Source organism: Kitasatospora sp. GP82 (assembly GCF_029892105.1).
In the GTDB taxonomy this organism is placed as follows: Bacteria; Actinomycetota; Actinomycetes; order Streptomycetales; family Streptomycetaceae; genus Kitasatospora.
In genome coordinates, this window is the sequence record NZ_JARZAJ010000007.1 from 77,110 (window position 1) to 95,428 (window position 18,319).

At 72.1% G+C, this 18,319-nt stretch carries 19 protein-coding genes; 13 read left to right on the top strand and 6 right to left on the bottom strand.

Annotated elements, in window-relative coordinates:
* The first annotated feature begins 32 nt into the window (after positions 1 to 32).
* Genes P3T39_RS09390 through P3T39_RS09430 form a run of 9 tightly spaced genes read left to right on the top strand, consistent with a single transcriptional unit; the run spans position 33 to position 7,752 of the window.
* Positions 33 to 458, top strand: coding sequence for a cupin domain-containing protein (locus tag P3T39_RS09390; RefSeq protein ID WP_280696927.1), 426 nt, complete (start codon positions 33 to 35; stop codon positions 456 to 458).
* A complete protein-coding gene (locus P3T39_RS09395) occupies positions 455 to 1,711 on the top strand; it encodes a beta-ketoacyl-[acyl-carrier-protein] synthase family protein (protein ID WP_280696928.1) in 1,257 nt (418 codons plus the stop codon). The genes P3T39_RS09390 and P3T39_RS09395 overlap by 4 nt, the downstream gene beginning before the upstream one ends.
* Positions 1,712 to 1,715: 4 nt before the next feature.
* Positions 1,716 to 2,957 carry a beta-ketoacyl synthase N-terminal-like domain-containing protein gene (locus P3T39_RS09400; protein WP_280696929.1) on the top strand — a complete coding sequence of 414 codons (1,242 nt, stop codon included), beginning with the start codon at positions 1,716 to 1,718 and terminating at the stop codon, positions 2,955 to 2,957.
* 33 nt (positions 2,958 to 2,990) lie between these two features.
* Complete coding sequence (locus P3T39_RS09405) at positions 2,991 to 3,245, top strand: acyl carrier protein (protein WP_280696930.1); 255 nt, start codon at positions 2,991 to 2,993, stop codon at positions 3,243 to 3,245.
* A gap of 1 nt (position 3,246) precedes the next feature.
* Positions 3,247 to 3,702, top strand: coding sequence for an SRPBCC family protein (locus tag P3T39_RS09410; protein WP_280696931.1), 456 nt, complete (start codon positions 3,247 to 3,249; stop codon positions 3,700 to 3,702).
* A 5-nt stretch (positions 3,703 to 3,707) separates the two neighbouring features.
* Positions 3,708 to 4,040: a TcmI family type II polyketide cyclase gene (locus tag P3T39_RS09415; protein ID WP_280696932.1), complete on the top strand. Its 333-nt coding sequence runs from the start codon at positions 3,708 to 3,710 to the stop codon at positions 4,038 to 4,040.
* A gap of 18 nt (positions 4,041 to 4,058) precedes the next feature.
* Complete coding sequence (gene accA, locus P3T39_RS09420) at positions 4,059 to 5,852, top strand: acetyl-CoA carboxylase carboxyl transferase subunit alpha (protein ID WP_280696933.1); 1,794 nt, start codon at positions 4,059 to 4,061, stop codon at positions 5,850 to 5,852.
* The gene (locus P3T39_RS09425) at positions 5,849 to 6,382 is read left to right on the top strand and encodes a biotin/lipoyl-containing protein (protein ID WP_280696934.1); all 534 of its coding nucleotides are present in this window, start codon (positions 5,849 to 5,851) and stop codon (positions 6,380 to 6,382) included. Before accA ends, P3T39_RS09425 begins: the two co-directional genes overlap by 4 nt.
* Before the next feature lie 5 nt (positions 6,383 to 6,387).
* Positions 6,388 to 7,752 carry an acetyl-CoA carboxylase biotin carboxylase subunit gene (locus P3T39_RS09430; RefSeq protein ID WP_280696935.1) on the top strand — a complete coding sequence of 455 codons (1,365 nt, stop codon included), beginning with the start codon at positions 6,388 to 6,390 and terminating at the stop codon, positions 7,750 to 7,752.
* A gap of 72 nt (positions 7,753 to 7,824) precedes the next feature.
* Here the strand turns inward: P3T39_RS09430 and P3T39_RS09435 are convergent, their stop codons facing one another.
* The 3 genes from P3T39_RS09435 to P3T39_RS09445 form a co-directional block, all read right to left on the bottom strand.
* On the bottom strand, positions 7,825 to 8,823 hold the full coding sequence (locus P3T39_RS09435) for a methyltransferase (RefSeq protein ID WP_280697078.1): 999 nt from the start codon (positions 8,821 to 8,823) through the stop codon (positions 7,825 to 7,827).
* Positions 8,824 to 9,004: 181 nt separating this feature from the next.
* A complete protein-coding gene (locus tag P3T39_RS09440; RefSeq protein ID WP_280696936.1) occupies positions 9,005 to 10,081 on the bottom strand; it encodes a right-handed parallel beta-helix repeat-containing protein in 1,077 nt (358 codons plus the stop codon).
* 275 nt (positions 10,082 to 10,356) lie between these two features.
* A complete protein-coding gene (locus P3T39_RS09445) occupies positions 10,357 to 11,433 on the bottom strand; it encodes a S1 family peptidase (protein WP_280696937.1) in 1,077 nt (358 codons plus the stop codon).
* Between the two features lie 568 nt (positions 11,434 to 12,001).
* On the opposite strand from P3T39_RS09445, the gene P3T39_RS09450 reads away from it, so the two are divergent.
* The 3 genes from P3T39_RS09450 (at position 12,002) to P3T39_RS09460 (ending at position 13,795) form a co-directional block, all read left to right on the top strand.
* Entirely contained in the window at positions 12,002 to 13,066 is a 1,065-nt protein-coding gene (locus P3T39_RS09450) for an NUDIX hydrolase (RefSeq protein WP_280696938.1), read from the top strand.
* Positions 13,067 to 13,160: 94 nt separating this feature from the next.
* Positions 13,161 to 13,532, top strand: a complete 372-nt coding sequence (locus tag P3T39_RS09455; protein WP_280696939.1) for a DUF6188 family protein — start codon at positions 13,161 to 13,163, stop codon at positions 13,530 to 13,532.
* A gap of 47 nt (positions 13,533 to 13,579) precedes the next feature.
* A complete protein-coding gene (locus P3T39_RS09460; RefSeq protein ID WP_280696940.1) occupies positions 13,580 to 13,795 on the top strand; it encodes a hypothetical protein in 216 nt (71 codons plus the stop codon).
* 19 nt (positions 13,796 to 13,814) lie between these two features.
* Here P3T39_RS09460 and P3T39_RS09465 read toward each other — a convergent pair whose 3' ends face one another.
* The gene (locus P3T39_RS09465; RefSeq protein WP_280696941.1) at positions 13,815 to 15,383 is read right to left on the bottom strand and encodes an alpha-amylase family glycosyl hydrolase; all 1,569 of its coding nucleotides are present in this window, start codon (positions 15,381 to 15,383) and stop codon (positions 13,815 to 13,817) included.
* A 202-nt stretch (positions 15,384 to 15,585) separates the two neighbouring features.
* Entirely contained in the window at positions 15,586 to 16,665 is a 1,080-nt protein-coding gene (locus P3T39_RS09470) for a LysR family transcriptional regulator (protein WP_280696942.1), read from the bottom strand.
* A 173-nt stretch (positions 16,666 to 16,838) separates the two neighbouring features.
* Here P3T39_RS09470 and snpA point away from each other — a divergent pair, with 173 nt between their 5' ends.
* Positions 16,839 to 17,516 (top strand): snapalysin, encoded by a 678-nt coding sequence (snpA, locus tag P3T39_RS09475; RefSeq protein ID WP_280696943.1) that lies wholly within the window; start codon positions 16,839 to 16,841, stop codon positions 17,514 to 17,516.
* Between the two features lie 111 nt (positions 17,517 to 17,627).
* On the opposite strand, the gene P3T39_RS09480 is transcribed toward snpA, so the two are convergent.
* Positions 17,628 to 18,275: a class I SAM-dependent methyltransferase gene (locus P3T39_RS09480; protein ID WP_280696944.1), complete on the bottom strand. Its 648-nt coding sequence runs from the start codon at positions 18,273 to 18,275 to the stop codon at positions 17,628 to 17,630.
* Between the last annotated feature and the right edge of the window lie 44 nt (positions 18,276 to 18,319).

The following is an 18,319-nucleotide window of genomic DNA, read 5'->3' on the forward strand; positions in this document are numbered from 1 at the left end:
TTCCCGGCCGAAACAACCTGGAGGCAGCACCCATGACCACGGAACTTCCACGCATCGTGCATGTCGACGAGGCTCCGCCCAACCGCAGGCGCGGCGGCGATCTGCGCGCCATGCTCACCCCGACCACGTGCGGCGCCACCAGCGGGTTCATGGGTCTGGCCATCGTCCAGCCCGGGGACCGGATCGGCGAGCACTACCACCCGTACTCCGAGGAGTTCGTCTTCGTGGTCTGCGGCGAGCTGGAGGTGGACCTGGACGGGGTGACCCGCTCGCTGCGGCCCGAGCAGGGTCTGATGATCCCCGTCAACATGCGCCACCGGTTCCGCAACGTGGGCGACACCGAGGCGCGGATGGTCTTCCACCTCGGCCCGCTGGCGCCGCGTCCCGAGATCGGGCATGTCGACACAGAGGAGACCCCGCAGCCGGGGCCGACGGAACACGCGAAGGTCGCCTCGTGACCAGGCGGGTGGCGGTCACCGGAATCGGCGTGGTGGCGCCCGGCGGCGTGGGCGTGCCCGCGTTCTGGGCGCTGCTCACCTCGGGCCGGACCGCGACCCGGGGCATCACACTGTTCGACCCGACGGGGTTCCGCTCCCGGATCGCCGCCGAGTGCGACTTCGATCCGGCAGCGCACGGGCTGGACGCCGAGCAGGTGACCCGCTCGGACCGGTACGTGCAGTTCGCCCTGGTGGCCGCCACCGAGGCGGTCCGCGACGCCGGTCTCGACCTGGCGGCCGAGGACCCCTGGCGGGTCGGGGTGTCGCTGGGTACGGCGGTCGGTGGCACCACCCGTCTTGAGCACGACTACGCCCTGGTCAGCGCCGGTGGCGAGCGCTGGGACGTGGACCACCGGCAGGCCGAGCCGCAGCTGCACCGGGCGTTCTCGCCGAGCACGCTGGCCTCTGCGGTGGCCGAGCAGGCCGGTGCGCACGGTCCGGTGCAGACCGTCTCGACCGGCTGCACCTCCGGCCTCGACGCCGTCGGCTACGCCTTCCAGGCGATCGAGGAGGGACGCGCGGACATCGTGATCGCGGGTGCCTCGGACTCGCCGATCTCACCGATCACGGTGGCCTGCTTCGATGCGATCAAGGCCACCAGTCCCCGCAACGACGACCCGGAGCACGCCTCGCGGCCGTTCGACGCCACCCGGGACGGTTTCGTGCTCGGCGAGGGCGGGGCGGTGCTGGTGCTGGAGGAGCTGGAGCACGCCCGTCGCCGGGGTGCCACCGTGTACTGCGAGATCGGCGGCTTCGCGACCTTCGGCAACGCGTACCACATGACCGGGCTGACGAAAGAGGGCCTGGAGATGTCCGAGTCGATCAACCAGGCGCTCGGCCAGGCCCGGCTGGACGGCTCGCGGATCGACTATGTGAATGCGCACGGTTCGGGCACCAAGCAGAACGACCGGCACGAGACGGCGGCGGTCAAGCGCTCGCTGGGCACGCACGCGTACCAGGTCCCGATGAGCTCGATCAAGTCGATGGTGGGTCACTCGCTCGGCGCGATCGGCGCGATCGAGCTGGTGGCCTGCACCCTGGCGCTGGCCAACGGTGTGGTGCCGCCGACCGCGAACTACTCCACCCCGGACCCGGAGTGCGACCTGGACTACGTGCCGCGCACCGCCCGGGAGATACCGCTCCGCCATGTGCTCTCGGTCGGCAGCGGTTTCGGCGGCTTCCAGTCCGCCGTGGTGCTCAGTCGGAAAGGTTGAGGGAATGACGGACCATCAGGCACAGCGCCGCGCGGTGCTGACCGGCATCGGGGTGGTCGCCCCGAACGGGGTCGGCACCGACGACTTCTGGAAGGCCGTCCGGGAGGGCGCGTCGGTGCTGGGGCCGATCGCCCGTGAAGGCTGCGGCGACCAGCCGCTGCGGGTCGCGGGCGAGGTCCGGGGCTTCTCGCCACAGGACTCGGTCGAGGAGCGTTATCTGGTCCAGACGGACAGGTTCACGCACTTCGCGATGGCGGCTGCCGACTTCGCGCTCGCCGATTCCGGGCTCGACCTGGCGGCCATGTCACCGTTCGCCGTGGGTGTGGTGACGGCCGCCGGGTCGGGCGGCGGCGAGTTCGGCCAGCGAGAGCTGCAGCAGCTGTGGGGTCATGGCCCCCAGTACGTCGGGCCGTACCAGTCGATCGCCTGGTTCTATGCGGCCAGCACCGGACAGGTGTCGATCCGGGGCGGTTTCAAGGGCCCTTGCGGGGTCGTCGCCTCCGACGAGGCGGGCGGTCTGGACGCGCTGGCGCACGCGGCGCGGACCATCCGACGGGGCACCGAGGCCGCCGTGGTGGGCGCCGCGGAGGCACCGCTGGCGCCGTACTCGATGGTCTGCCAGCTCGGCTACCCGGAGCTGAGCCGGTCCCTCGACCCTGACTCGGCGTATCTGCCGTTCAGCCCGCAGGCGTGCGGCTTCGCGCCGGCCGAGGGCGGTGCGATGTTCGTCGTCGAATCGCACACCGCGGCACTCGCGCGCGGGGCGCAGGTCCGGGCCGTACTGGCCGGGCACGCGGCGACCTTCACCGGAGCGTCCCGCTGGGAGGAGTCGCGCGCGGGCCTGGCCCACGCCATCCGGGGCGCACTGGAGGAGGCGCGCTGCGCACCCGACGAGATCGACGTGGTCTTCGCCGACGCGCTCGGCACCCCGGCGGCCGACCGCGCCGAGGCGCTGGCCATCGCCGACGCGCTGGGCGAGCACGCGGCCCATGTACCGGTCACCGCGCCGAAGGCCGGTTTCGGCCGGGCCTACTGCGGCGCGCCCGCCCTGGACGTGGCCGCCGCGGTGCTCGCCATGGAGTACGGCGTCGTCCCGCCCACCCCCAGGGTCACCGAGATCTGCCACGAGCTGGACCTGGTGACCCGCTTTGCCCGGACCGCCGAGCTGCGCACCGCCCTGGTGCTGAGCCGGGGGCTGATGGGCTCCAACGCCGCCCTGGTGCTGCGCCGGGGCCAGGGCGACTGAACCACCGCAATCCCACCCCAGAAGGAGAACCGAATGACACCCTCACTGACCCACGCCGAGCTGGCCGCCCTGATCAAGGGCAAAGCCGGCATCACCGTCGACCCGCTGGAGCTGGAGAGGCCCGGCGTGACCTTCGAGGAGTTCGGCGTGGACTCGCTCGGGCTGCTCGGCGTGGTGGGCGAGCTGGAGAACCGGCACGGACTGCAGATCACCTCCGGCGCCGAGATGTCGAAGACCCCGGCCGAGTTCCTCCAGGCCGTCAACACCTCTGTGAAGGCAGGTGCCTGAGATGCCCGGTCACACCGACAACACCATTGTCATCGCCGCCCCCGTGGAGCTGGTCTGGGAGATCACCAACGACCTGGAGCAGTGGCCGCAGCTGTTCAGCGAGTACGCCACCGTCGAGGTGCTCAACCGCGAGGGCGCCAGGACCACCTTCCGGCTGACCATGCACCCGGACGAGAACGGCCAGGTCTGGAGCTGGGTCTCCGAGCGGGAGACCGACCGCAAGGCCCTCGCCGTCCGGGCCCGCCGGGTCGAGCCGGGGCCGTTCGAGTACATGGACATCCGCTGGGAGTACACCGAGGTCCCGGGCGGGACGAGCATGCGGTGGATCCAGGACTTCGCCATGAAGCCCACCGCGCCCGTGGACGACGAGGGGATGACCAACCACATCAACCGCAACTCCCGGATCCAGATGGAACTGATCCGGGACAAGGTCGAGAAGCACGCCGGGAAGGGGTGAACACCATGCATCGCACACTGATCGTCGCCCGGATGAAGCCGGACTCCAGCGACGGCATCGCCGAGGTCTTCGCCGAGTCCGACCGGGGTGAACTGCCGCAGCTGGTCGGGGTCACGGCCCGCAGCCTGTTCCAGTTCGGCGAGCTCTACCTGCACCTCATCGAGGCCGACCGCCCGCCCGGCCCCTCGGTGGCCAAGTACAAGGACCACCCGGAGTTCCGCGAGGTGAGCGACCGGCTGACCGCCTTCGTCCAGGCGTACGACCCCGCCACCTGGCGGGAGCCCAAGGACGCGATGGCCCGCGAGTTCTACCGCTGGGAGCGCGCCGCTTCCCACTGAACTGGAGGATGACCCACCATGGTGGAGACCGACGACCAACCGGGTGACCTGGATCCGGAGTGGGTACGGTGCGCACGCTGCACCGGGCTGATCTACGGCCGACGCTTCCTGCGGACGCTGCGGGTCTGCCCGGACTGCGGCTGGCACGCCCAGCTGACCGCCCGACAGCGCCTGGAACAGCTGCTCGACCCCGGAACGGCCGAGCCGCTGCGCCAGGTCGCGGCGCTGCACGACCCGCTCGGCTTCGTGGACAGCCGCCCCTACCCCGAGCGGCTCTCCGACGCCCGCGCCGACACCGGCCTCGACGAGGCGGTGCTCTGCGTGATGGGCCGGATCGAAGGGCAACCGGTGGTCGTCGCCGCCATGGACTTCCGTTTTCTCGGCGGCAGCCTCGGCTGCGGGGTGGGCGCCCTGGTCACCGAGGCCGCCGAGACCAGCCTGCGGCTGCACACCCCCCTCCTGCTCGTCTGCGCCTCCGGCGGAGCGCGGATGCAGGAGGGTGTGCTGTCGCTGATGCAGATGGCCAAGACCGCGCAGGCGCTGGCCGAACTGGACGAGGCCGGGGTACTGGTCGTCTCGCTGATCACCGACCCGACCTACGGCGGTGTGGCGGCCTCCTTCGCCACCCTGGCCGATGTGATCATCGCGGAGCCCGGCGCCCGGATGGGCTTCGCCGGGCCCCGGGTGATCGAGCAGACCACCGGCGAACGACTGCCGGAGGGCTTTCAGACCGCCGAGTTCCTCCTGGCACACGGCATGGTGGACGACGTCGTGGCGCGGCCCGCGCTGCGCGCGACGCTCGGCCGGCTGCTGAGCCTGCGCTCCCCCACCACGCCGTCCGAGCCCGTCCGCAGCGAAGCGCCGGACGGCATCCTGCGCACGGTGGAGGAGCTCACCGAGCGGGACTCCTGGGCCGCCGTCCGGCTCGCCCGGCACCCGGACCGGCCCAGCGGCCTCGACTACGTCGGCCATCTCCTCGACGACTTCCTCGAACTGCACGGCGACCGGCTCAGCGAGGACTGCCCCGCCATCGTCGGCGGTACGGGACGCCTCGCCGGTCTGCCGGTCATGCTGATCGGCCATCACAAGGGCGGCCCCGACCTGACCGAGCGGCGCCGCCGCCGGTTCGGTATGCCCGCCCCCGCCGGATACCGCAAGGCCGCCCGGCTGATGCGGATGGCCGCCAAACTGGGCCTGCCGCTGGTCACGCTGATCGACACCCCCGGCGCCAACCCCGGACCGGACGCCGAGCGCAGCGGCCAGGCCGTCGCCATCGCCGAGAACCTGCGGCTGATGTCCCGGCTGCCGGTACCCATCGTCGCCGTCCTGATCGGCGAGGGCGGCAGCGGCGGGGCACTCGCGCTCGGGGTCGCCGACCGGGTGCTGGTCAGCATCAACGGCGTCTACTCCGTCATCAGTCCGGAGGGCTGCGCGGCGATCCTGTGGAAGGACCCCGAGGCCGCGCCCACCGCCGCCAACGCGCTTCGCCTGCACGCCCGGGAGCTCGTCAGGCTCGGCATCGTGGACGGCGTCGTCCCCGAGCCCGACGACGGTGCGCACCGGGACCACGCGGGCGCGGCGGCGATGCTCGGCGAGGCCCTGCTCGCGACCCTCGGCGACCTGATCCCCTGGGAGCCCGCGCGGCTGCTCCAGGAACGCAAGCGCCGGTTCCACCGCTTCGGTGTCGAGGGGGTCACGGCGGAGGGAGGGACCGCCACCGCCGGACCGGGAGTCGGACCGGCGGTCGGTCCCGTGGTGGTCGGACCGGCACTCACAACGGTGCTCGGAACGGTCGAGAGAGGTGCACAGTGACACTCGGTGCGGACAAGAAGACCCATCCGGAGAACGGCCGGCAGTCGGTCACCCTCATCAACGCGCACTCCTTGGCCGGCACGGCGGAGGTGACCAAGGCCGATCTCGAAGCGGTCTGCCGGGCCGTCAGGGAGCTGACCCGGGCCTGCGCGCAGCCGCCGAGCCGGATCAGGCTCCAGCACGGACGTACCACGGTCGAGGTCGAGTGGCCGGCCCCGGAGGGGCCGGCGCAGCCCGCACCGGCGTCGGTGGCAACCGCCGAGCCCGAGCAGGACACCGGGCTGACGTACGTCTGCGCGCCGATGGTCGGCACCTTCTACCATGCGCCCGAACCGGGCTCCCCACCGTTCGTCTCGGTCGGCGACCTCGTCCAGCCGGGGCAGACCGTCGGGATCCTGGAGGTGATGAAGATGATGAGCACCATCGCATCGGACATCGGCGGGCGGGTGGTGGAGATCCTGGTGCCGAACGCCACCTCGGTGGAGTACCAGCAGCAGCTCATCGTCGTGGAGCCGGTGGCCGAGGGATGAGCGCGATGTTCACGACCGTGCTGGTCGCCAACCGAGGCGAGATCGCCCTGCGGGTGGCCCGCACCTGCCGGGAGCTCGGCCTGCGGACCGTGGCGGTGTACTCCACCGCCGACCGCGACTCGGCGGTGGTCCGGTTCGCCGACCGGGCCGTGCGCATCGGGCCGCCGCAGACCAGGAGCAGCTATCTGCACGTACCGTCGATCATCGAGGCGGCGCTGAGTACCGGTGCCGAGGCGATCCACCCCGGCTACGGCTTCCTCTCCGAGGACCCGGACTTCGCGGAGATCTGCGAGGCCAGCGGGATCACCTTCATCGGCCCACCGCCCCGGGTGATCGAACAGCTCGGCGACAAGGCGCAGGCCCGGGCGCTGATGGCCGAGGCCGGGCTGCCCGTACTGCCCGGCAGTACGGGCGCGCTGGCCACCCCCGGCCAGGCCAAGGAGGTCGCGCAGCGGGTCGGGTATCCGGTGATCCTCAAGGCGGTGGCAGGCGGTGGCGGCCGCGGGATGGCCGTGGTGCGCAGCGCCGAGAACCTGCTGCACGCCTTTCACGAGACCCGCGCGCACGCCCGTGCGGTCTTCGGCGACGAGCGGATCTACCTGGAGCGGTACATCGAGGACGCCCGGCACGTCGAGGTGCAGGTCCTCTGCGACCGGTACGGCTCGGCCGTGCACCTGGGCGAGCGGGACTGCTCGGTGCAGCGCAGGCACCAGAAGCTGATCGAGGAGTCCCCCGCGCCCAACCTGTCGCCGACGCTGCGCGCCCGGATGTGCGAGGCGGCGGTGCGGGGCGCCCTGGCGGTGGGCTATGCCGGCGCGGCGACCTTCGAGTTCGTGCTGACGCCGGATCAGCGGTTCTATCTTATGGAGATCAACTGCCGGCTCCAGGTCGAGCACCCGGTGACCGAGATGGTCACCGGGATCGACCTGGTGCGGGAGCAGATCACCATCGCGGCCGGGCTGCCGCTCTCCTTTCGGCAGGAGGAGGTGCAGCCGCGCGGGGTGGCCGTGGAGTGCCGGGTCAACGCCGAGGACCCGGCCCGGAACTTCGCACCGACGCCCGGCCTGCTGACCGAGTTCGTCCCGCCGGGCGGCCCGTTCGTCCGGGTCGACACCCACGCCTACACCGGCTGGCCGGTCGGTCCCGACTACGACTCGCTGCTGGCGAAGACCGTCGTCTGGGCCCCGGACCGGCCGCAGGCGCTGGCCCGGATGGACCGCGCGCTCGGCGAGTTCCGGATCGAAGGCCCTGTCGTGCGGACCACCACGGGATTCCTGCGGGAGGCGCTGGCCCGTCCGGAGTTCCAGGCCGGGATGCACACCACCGGTCTGGTGGCGCGGATGGCCGAGGAGCCCGTACAGGTCGGATGAGGCCGACGGACGGCGGAGCCGGTACCCGAACCAAGGGGTACCGGCTCCGCCGTCCGTCGGCCTGTCCGCCTGTCAGCCGGTCGGGACAGTGCTCTCGAAGGCGTGCAGATAGGGGTTGACCGGGCCGATGTGACCGAGGCACAGGCCGGCCTCGGTCATCAGCTCCACCATGCTCGCCTTGGAGTGCTTGGCACCGCCCACGTTGAGCAGCAGCATCAGGTCCATGGCGGTGGTGAAGCGCATCGAGGGGGTGTCGTCGACAAGGTTCTCGACCACCACCACGCGCGCACCCGGCCGGGCGGCGGCGACGACGTTGCGCAGCGTTCTGCGGGTGCTGTCGTCATCCCATTCGAGGATGTTCTTGATGATGTAGAGATCGGCGTCGACCGGGATCGCGTCGCGGCAGTCGCCGGGAAGCAGCCGGGTACGGGAGGCCAGCGCGCCGCCCTCGCGCAGGCGGGGGTCGGCGTTGGCGACCACCTTGGGGAGGTCGAGCAGGGTGCCGTGCACCTGTGGGTGCTTCTCCAGCAGGCTGGCCAGGACGTGGCCCTGGCCGCCGCCGATGTCGGCGACCGCACCGATCCCGGTGAGGTCGAGGTAGTCGGCGAGTTCGGCCGCGGACTGGCGGCTGGAGTGGGTCATGGCCCGGTTGAACACCATGGCGGAGTCGCGGGCGTCGTCGTGCAGGTAGTCGAAGAACTCCTTGCCGTACAGCTCGGGGAAGATGTTGCGGCCGGAGCGGACGGCGTCGTCCAGGCGCGGCCAGGCCTCCCAGGTCCACGGTTCGGTGCACCAGAGGGAGATGTAGCGCAGGCTGTTGGGCTCGTCCTCGCGGAGCAGACGGGACATCTCGGTGTGGACGTACCGGCCGTCCTCGGTCTCGGCGAAGATCCCGTAGCAGGAGAGTGCCCGCAGCAGCCGGCGCAGCGGCAGCGGCTCGGTGTCGACGGCGGCGGCCAGTTCGTCGACGCCGGCCGGGGTCTCGCCGAGGGCATCCGCGATCTCGAGCCGGGCCGCCGCGCGGACGGCTGCGGCGCAGGCGGCACCGAAGACGAGTTCGCGCAGGCGCATGGCCGGGGAGGGAGGGCTGGTCAGCGCCGCGCCGGGGAGGGCCGGACTGGTGAGAGCCGGGCTCGCCAGACTCGGACTGGTCAGGTTCGGATTGGTCAGAGTCGGATTGGTCAGAGTTTTCATCGGGACAGCTGTGGTGGTTGGTGCCGTGTGCATGCGGCCGCCTTTCTGTGTGGAACGGTCAGCACTGGCCTGCCGGTTCGGAGACCCGGCACTGGTTGCGGGTGAAGGAGTTGCCGACGCCGGTGTCGCGGTTGGCAACGTCGGACGGGCCGTTGCCGAGGACCGCGTTGTTGCTGACGGTGATCCGGGCGTTGGGGGTACCGACGAAGCTGTGGAACAGGACGATGCCCCCGGACATCGACGTGCTGCCGACGTTCTCCTCCACCCGGTTGCCGGTCACCAGGGTGTCCTCGGCGCCGGTGAGGAGGATGCCGGTGCCCTGGATGGCGTCCAGGCGGGGGTTGGGCGGACAGTACTTGTTGTTGGCGCTGACGAAGTTCTGACGCACCGTCAGGGCTCCAGCGCGCGGCACGTTCTCGTCGCCGACGATGAACACGCCGCCGCAGTTGCCGGTGATCACGTTGGACTCGACGCTGAGCACCCTGGCCCGGCGGACCACGACACCGAGCCGGTTGTCGGACAGGCGGTTCTCGGCGATCACCGTGCCCTGCGTGTCGATGGCCGGACCCTCGCCGTCCGACAGGTTCGCGAGGAAGACCCCGGCCTGTCCGTTGCCGCGGGCCTCGTTGCCGCGCACCACGGCCCGGGTGGACTTCTCCTGACTGATGCCCTGCTGGCCGTTGTCCCTGGCGAGCACATGACGGATCGTCATCCTGTCCGTACCGACGGCGTTGATGCCGTTCTTGGTGAATCCGGCGACGGTGAGCGACTCGATCCGCAGGCCGGTGACCGGGTGGGCGGACGCACCCGTGACACAGAGGCCGTGGCCGGCGCGGGCGCAGGCGTTGCCGCTCTGGGTGTCCGGGCCCGGGGAGATCACCGTGGCCTCGCCCGCGCCGCGCAGGGTCAGCTCGGAGGTGGTGACCACGACGCTCTCGCGGTAGGTGCCGGCAAGGATCTGCACGGTGTCACCCGGCCGGGCGGCATTGATCGCCTGCTGGATCGACTCGCCCGGGTGGACGACGTGGAGGGAGGCGGACGCGGAAGCGTCGGCCGGTCCGGGAATCCCCGTGATCAGGCCGACGGCGAGGATTGCTGCGACGCCCGCCAACTGCGGGGTCCGGCGCGTGGGCATGGATGGTGACCTGCTTTCAGGGACTTGGCTGCGTCGGTTTGCTGGAGCTGCGGCTGAAGCTGCTACTTCAGCCCTCACTGTTGCGGCCGACGGCCGGACCGGGATCGCGATGACCGGCTCGGGGCCACCTAACCGAAGCTATGGGTGGCCCTGGGGACCTGCCACTTCTGCTCACCCGGTCGTGCAGCGGTGTCCCTGGGACAGCGCAGACCGGCCCTCTGAGCGACCGGCGGCCGGGAGCGCCGCGACGCCGCGGGCCCTGTCGCCGGTCGGTCCTAGTAGAGCCCGACGCCGTACGCCGCGAGCGCGCCTGTGACGGGCTGGAAGAAGGTGGTGCCGCCCAGGGTGCAGTCACCGTTGCCGCCGGAGGTGAGGCCGAGCGCGGTGGTGCCGGAGTAGAGCGGGCCGCCGCTGTCGCCCGCCTCGGCGCAGACCGTCGTCTTGATCAGTCCGCGGACCGTGCCCTGGGCGTAGTGCACCGTGGCGTTGAGGCCCGTGACGAGACCGCCGCGCCCGTACGTGGTGCTGCCGCTGCGGGTGACACTCTGTCCGACCGACGGATCGGCGGCGGTGGCGACCGGCTGGGTGGTGCCGTCGTGGAGGTCCACGGCGGAGGGCGGGACGCTGCCGTCGGTGTACTGGACGAGGGCGTAGTCGTGGCCGGGGAAGGTCGATCCCGTGGTGCTGCCGATCGGCTTGGCCATGCTGTCGTCGCCGTACCAGGTCGAGGCGACGTTTCCGCAGTGACCGGCGGTCAGGAAGTAGTAGAGGTCACCGTTGCTGACACTGCGTACGTTGAAGCCGATCGAGCACCGGTACCCACCGCCGTAGATGGCGTCACCGCCCGCCAGCCTGGCGCTGAAGACTCCGGGCACCCGCTCCACCCGGACGGCGGCGCCCAGGCGCTCGGCCGTGCGGCTGACCTGGTCGAGGACAGCCCCCTTGACGGTGGAGTCCGCCGAGACCACCACCTGGTCGGTGGCCGGGTCGACGACCCAGGCGGTCCCCGGCACGGCGGCGCTGCGGTCGAGTTCGGCGGTGGCGGCGGCCAGCTGTACGGCGCTGCGGGTGACCAGCCGGGGGACGGCTCCGGCCGCACGGACCTGCTGCGCGTCGGCCGCGCGGGTGATGGTGACGACCGGTCGGCCGGAGGCGTCCAGGTAGGAGCCGGCGGTGCGGTCCTCGCCGAGCCGCTGCCGGAGGTCGGCGGCGAGCGCTGCCGCGGCCACCCCCGTGGGGGCCGGGGCGGGCAGTGCGGAGGCGGGTGCGGGAAGGGCAAAGGCCGTGCCGGTCAGTAGGGTGGCGGCCACCGCCAGGAGGGCGGCGCGGCGGCTGGTACGGCGGTTGCTCATAGGGGCTCCCTGGGTGCCTGAGATGCGAGGATGGCGGGCGCACCCGGATGGCGCAGCCGGGCCGGCCGAGGGCGGACGACGGGCGCGCCGGTGCGGTCCTGCTGGCAACTATCGGGGCCTCGGCAGAGGTCGGCGACCGGGAGGACCGGCTGCCGATGACGAGGAGTCACGGCCACGGCGGCGGCGCTCGAAGCCGCGTCCTCCCGGTCCGAGCCGGGTGCTCTGCCATGGAGCCCCTCCGCCATCATGACGCCCGTGGGGCGATAACTCCGGGGGCGGGGCTCGAACCTGCGTCCTGACGGGTGACGAGCCGGACGCTCGGCTGCCGGGCCGCTCCGGGCGGCGACGTGATCCCGTGCGGCGTGAGCGTACGGTCCACCGGACCACGGAAGTTCGGCCGGTTCGGCGAGGCGGCGCGGCGGCAACAGCGGCAGCGGCAGCGGCGAAGCGGTTCGGCGGCGGGCGCTCGGGAGTCCGCTCTCCCGCCGGATCCCCGGAAACCGTGGAGAGCGCGTGGTCGCATCCTGCATGCTTGGCACAGGATGACCGGAGGGAGAGGGGGTCGGGCGTGAGTGGGTCCGATGGCCGGGGGCGGGGGCTGCTGGCTGCGGCCGGGGTGCTCATTCCGGACGAGCGGGGGCGGATCCTGGTGGTACGGCTCCCCTACGACGCCCGGCATCCGATCGCGATCCCCGGCGGTGGCTGGGAGCCCTCGGACGGCTCGCCCCGGCAGACGGCCTTCCGGGAGATCGGCGAGGAGCTCGGCATCACTCCCGAACTCGGACCGCTGGCCTGCATCGACTGGTCGCTGGACGACTTCCGTCCGCCGATCGCGGCACATCTGTACTGGGCCGCATCGCTGCCGAGCGGGCAACTGGCGGCCCTGCGGCCGCAGGTGGAAGAGGTCGGCGGATGGGCATTTCTGACTGATCGTCAGATTTCCTCGGCGCTGCCGCCCAAGCTGTCGCGGCGGGTGACGGCCTGCCTGACCGCACCGCGCGGCGCCGGTCCGCTGGAGCTGGAGGACAGCCACCCCGTCGGCCACACCATCGCCCATGTGCCACCGGTTCCGCCGCCCCCGTACACCGGTGCGGCCGGTCTTGACCTGGCGGGCAGCGGGGCCCTCGTCGAACGGCAGCCCCCGCTGGGCCGGGAGGCGTACATCGCCGGGCTGCCGAGGATCCGGGCGAAGGCGCGGATGCTGTTCACCGACACCGCGGGGCGAGTACTGCTGGTGCGGCTGCGCCCCCAGGAGGAGCGGCCGTACTGGACGCTGCCCGGCGGCAGCGTGGAGGCGGACCGGGAGCTGCCCCGGGCGGCGGCACGGCGGGAGACCCGCGAGGAGCTGGGCTGGGAGCTGGAGCCGGGCCGGCTGCTGGCGCTGGACTGGTCGCCGGACACGGGCGGCTCGGCGACGCTCGTGTACGTCTTCGACGGCGGCGAGGTGGCGGCGGAGCTGCTCGGGCGGATCCGGCTGCCGCAGGACGAGCTGGTGGAGTGGCGGATGTTCACGCCGGCAGCGGCGCGGGGCGTACTGTCCGAGCAGGCGCGGAGCCGGCTCGACGCCTGCCTGGCGGTGCGGGCGGCGGGCAGCGGCGGCCCGGCGGAGCTGGTGCGGGGGCGCCCGGTATGAGAGCCGGAGGTGGGCGAGTGGTCCGATCTGCGTGACGCGGGCAGGTCAACGCGTCAGAATGGACCTGCCGACCGCGCGACCTCCGGGAGGAACCATGACGCCCCAAACGATCGCCGCCGCCCTCGGCGGCCACCGCGTCGAAGCGCTGAAGGGCGGCAGCCGACTCGTCCTGGAACTCTCCGACGAGCTGACGGTGACGGTCGACAGCGACTTCCGGCTGACCGGCCGGGCCGGTGTCGAACACTTCTACCCCGCGCTGGGCCTCACCCCCTCCCGCAGCCTGAGGGAGCTGGTGGGCACCCGGGTCGCACAGGCCGAAACCACGCTGGCGGGCGGTTTGGAGCTGGCCTTCACCTCCGGCAGCACCCTCTCCGTCCCACCCGACGGCGCCGACCGGCCGTGGACCGCGTCCGGCCCGGACGGCCCGCTCTTCGCCGCCCTCTCGAACGGCTACCTGGCGAACTGACCCGCGCTGCGATCCTGCGCCGCCATCGTCCGCCTTCCGCCCGTGAATTGACGGCCGGGTTCCTCCCCACGAAGGCCGACCGGTTAGCGGCCGGAGAGCAGTGGCGGGAGCGCCGTACCGAGACACTGCTCACCGACAAGGTCATCGACCCGGTCTCCGGCAGCATCCGCCAGGTGGTGACCACCGGACGGTGCCGCCGGCGGGGCCGGCCTTCGGCCTTCCAGGCGCCGGACGGGCCGGACACGTGCCGGATCCGTGCCTAAGCGCCTGGAAGGGGCCGTACTACCGGGAGAGCTCGAAGATCCCGTAGGCGAAGGCCCCGGCGTGGACGCCGTCGGCGGTCACCGAGATGCCGTGCGCCTCCAGGGCCCGGGCGCCGACGAGGCCGGGGTGCGTGAAGTGGGCGGGTTCCCGACGGGGGTTGACGACCACCAGATGGGTGCCCCCGCGAAGGTGGACGAAGGGGTAGCCGGTGTTCAGCACCTCGACCGCACCCCGGCTGCCGAGGGCAGGGGTGGACCTGCGCAGGGCGATCAGGCGCTGGACGAGGTTCAACAGTGAATCAGGGTCCGCTAGTTGGGAGGCCACGGTGGGCCGGCCCGGGTCGGGGTCGAGAGGCTGGTAGAGCCGGCCGGCGGGGGCGGTGGAGAAGCCCGCGTTGGGACCGTCGTCCCACTGCATCGGGGTACGCGACCCTGCGCGGTTGTTGGTGGGTTCCAGTCGGCTGCCCTCCTTGTCGGGCAGGCCGGGGACGAACCGCATGCCGATCTCGTCGCCGTAGTAGATGGCGGGCAGGGTCGGCCAGGTCATCAGGAAGGCGTAGACGGCGCGGAGTTGCTCCGGGGTGCGGGAGCCCGTGGCGAGGCGGTTGTAGTCGTGGTTGGCGGTGGGCAGGATGACGTGGCCCCGGCCGCCGGCCGGGCGGCCGGTGCGCCAGGCGGCGAGGAACTCGTCCATCGAGCCCCGGCCCTGCGGGTCGAAGTAGCAGGTGCCGTCCTCCCAGGACGGGGAGGTCATTCCCTCGCCGTTGTCCCAGAGCGAGCGGACGGCCCGGCCCGCGAAGTGGAGCAGGAAATCCGCGTGGAAGCCTGCCGGGAGGGAGAGTTCGGGCCGGCCCCACTCCGCGAGGAGCACCGCCTCGGGGTGGTGGCGATCGAGCCAGGCCCGCTGCTCGCGCCAGAGCTTCGAGGTCTCCGCACGGCCCGGGTCGTCCTTGACCAGGGAGTACGCCATGTCCACCCGGAATCCGGCGACGCCGACGGGCAGCCAGTGGTCCATGATCTCGCGCAGGGCGGCCCGATTCGCCTGCGGTCCCTCGGCGTTGACGGGCTGACGCCACGGCTCGTCGTCCAGGCTGCGCGCATAGCCGAAGTTGAGCGCCGGCTGGAAGTCGAAGAAGTTCGGCAGGTAGTAGCCGGGCCGCTTGCCCGGGGAGGGTACGAACCTCGGGACTTGGCGGTCGGCCCAGATGTAGCGCTGGTCGGTGGGGTCGTCGGCGGCGGCCAGGAACCACGGGTGCCGGTCGGAGGTGTGGCCGGGGACGAGGTCGAGCAGGATGCGGATCCCCCGGCGGCCGGCGGCCTCCACCAGCGCAGCGAGGTCCTCCTGGGTGCCGTAGCGCGGGGCGATCCTCAGGTAGTCGGTGACGTCGTAGCCGGCGTCCCGGAAGGGCGACTCGAAACAGGGGTTGAGCCAGACCGCGTCCACACCCAGCCAGGCGAGGTGGTCGAGGTGCTCGGTGATCCCGGCGAGGTCGCCGATGCCGTCGCCGTCGGAGTCGGCGAAGGTCTGCGGATAGATCTGGTAGAGGACGGCATCGGCCAGCCAGGACGGGGCAGGTTGGTTCGTCATCGCGTGCGGTACTCCGTTCCGCGGGGACAGTCCGCACCCAGTCTCCCTCTGCGACGGGCCGAACCGCTGCTTCTTCGGGGGATGACCACGGGGCGGCGGGCGAGGATGCTCGCGCGCTGGGCACCGGCACAGGGCGCCGGGCACCCGCGCAACGGGCTCGCCTCGGGCTGAGGGGCAGCCGCCGCGGTCCCGGTTCTCCGTCTCAGCCCGCTTCGGCAGTCTCCGCTGCCTGCTGCGGGTCGAAGTACGGGGGCGCGGGCGCGAGATGGAGCGGGGGCCCGAGGAGGTGGAGCAGGGTGCGGTTGTGCTTGAGGAGCCAGGCGAGGTAGGTGGGATTGACCCGGGCCAGGTCGAGATAGGCGGAGCCCAGATCCGTGTAGAGCGCGTCGAGTGCGGGGGCGCTCAGGGCCTTGGAACGCCAGGCGAGAAGCAGCCGGACCGCGAGCGGGTCGCCCTGGATGGGACGGACCACCGTACCGGGCCCGGGGAGCGAGGTGGGCTGGCACGGGCGCACGGCCTCGCCGGAGGCGACGAGTTCGGCCGCGGTCACGTTGTCGCGGACCTGCATCACGCGCGGGTCGAGCCTGGCCGTGGCGAAGACACGGCGCATCGCCGCGTACTCGTGGTCCGCCGCCGGGTCCACCATCCAGGTGTCGTGGGCGAGATCCGCCAGGCGCACCACGGGCAGCGCGGCGGCCGGGTGCCTGACGGAGAGGGCGATGAACTGGGGCTCCCTGGCTATCAGGACGCGGTGTTCCGCATCCGCCGGCATCCGCAGGGGGAAGCCCTCGCTCTCGTGCACGAGGGCGACGTCGAGCTGGTTCGCGGCGACCGTGCGCAGCAGCGCGCCGGCGGAGATGTCGATGTGGATCGTGGTGTCCGTCTCCGGGAGGCGCTCGTGGATCCGGCGCAGCCAGGCCGCCACGGCGCGGCTGCCGACGCTGCCGATGCGCAACTGCCGCCTCTGGGCACCGGCGGCCTCCTGACGGACAGCGGTGACCAGGGTGGCCATCTCGGCGATGATGGGCCGGGCCCGGGACAGCACGGAATGGCCGAGCGCCGTGGGGTGGCTGCCGGTCTGCTCACGGGTGAACAGCTGTCCGCCGATGGTCCTTTCGATACGGCGCAGCTGGGTGGTGAGGGACGGCTGGGTCATGCCGAGCTGCAGTGCCGCCTTCCGCACGCTGCCGGTGTCCGCGATCGCGCACAGCACGCGAAGGTGTCTCACATCGAGCTCCACGGCGGGAGCATAGCGATTTCGCAAGTTATCCGCCAGGGACATGTCAGGCAATGAGACCGTCAAGCCGTGCACCCGGGGGATTGAGCCGAGTTATCGCCGGTTGACATCATCCGCTCACTCCCGGGACTCAACGAAGCTCTGCGCATCAACAGTTCATCCGGTGTTCCGCGCCATCGACCCCAACGATCGCGGAACTCTCGAACGGAGTCCCCCACATGAACCGCTTCATGACTTCGCTGTCTGCTGCGCTCGGGCTCGCTCTGGCCTCCGGCCTGGCCGCCGCCGTGCCCGCGTCCGCCGCCACGCCCGACACCGCCGGGGGCGCCTCCCAGCAGCGGTACGCCGGATCGTCGTACACCGGGTCGGCCGCCGAGCGGGCCGACAACCAGGCCTTCTACGCGGCCGTGATGAAGTCCGCCCTGGCCAAGCAGGCCGCGCACCCCTACCTCAGGACGGTCACCGTCACCTATGACGCGAGCAACGCGCCGTCCTTCGCCAGCGAGATAGCCGGTGCCGCACAGATCTGGAACAGCTCCGAGCGCAATGTCCAGCTCCGCGCCGGCAGCAACGCCGACTTCAGCTACTACGAGGGCAACGACTCGCGCGGCTCGTACGCCAGCACCGACGGCCACGGGCAGGGCTACGTCTTCCTCGACTACTCGCAGAACCAGCAGTACTACCCCGTCCGCGTCGTGGCGCACGAGACCGGTCACGTGCTCGGTCTGCCGGACCACTACTCGGGCCCCTGCAGCGAGTTGATGTCCGGCGGCGGCCCCGGCACCTCCTGCACCAACCCCTACCCGAACGCCACCGAGAAGCGCCGGGTGGACTCGCTCTGGGCCAACGGCCTCAGCGCCGTCGCCAAGAACGCGTCCGCCGACGCGGCCCGCTGACCGAGCGCCTCACAGCACTGCGGCCCGGCTCCGTCCGACGGAGCCGGGCCGTACGCGAGCGGTGGGGGTGTCGGCCCACGGCGGATCGGGCGGGCCCGAGCGCCGGCCTGCTCAGTGCGCCGGCAGCGGGCGTTCGAGCCTTACCAGGGCGTCGATCGCCTCGGCCGTCGCGCCGTGGGCGGCGCCGGCGGTGTTGGCGACGTGCGGCTGGCGGCGGACGCGTTCGGCTCGGACGGTGCGGAGCTGACGGTCCGCCAGGTCGGCGATGACGTCGTCCGGGGTGAAGAGCACGGCAGGGTCGCTCGGGCCACCGGAGCCCTCGGTCAGGTTGGTGGTGTCGTGGCCGACGACCAGCAGGGTCCCGCCGGGGGCGAGGGCGTCGGCGGCCGTGCGCAGCACGGTGCGGCGTTGCTCGGCGGGCAGGTGGAGATAGGCGATGAGGACGAGGTCGTAGGCGCCCGGTTCGGGTACGTGGGTACGGGCGTCCGCCTCGACCCAGGTCAGCCGGTCCGAGACGGCGTCCGGCAGACCGGCGGCGAGGCGGCGGCCCCGGTCGAGTGCGACCGGGGAGAAGTCCAGCGCCGTCACCCGCCAGCCCCGGGCGGCCAGCCAGAGGCTGTTGCGGCCCTCGCCCGCCGCCAGATCGAGCGCCCGACCGGGCGGCAGGCCCCGGCACTCGCGCCGCACCCAGCGGTTGGGCTCGGTGCCCCAGACCAGTTCGGCCGATCGGTAGCGCTGGTCCCAGTCGTGACTCTCCACCCCCTGATCCTTGCAGGGATCCCGGCCTTGAGGAGGAGGAGTCG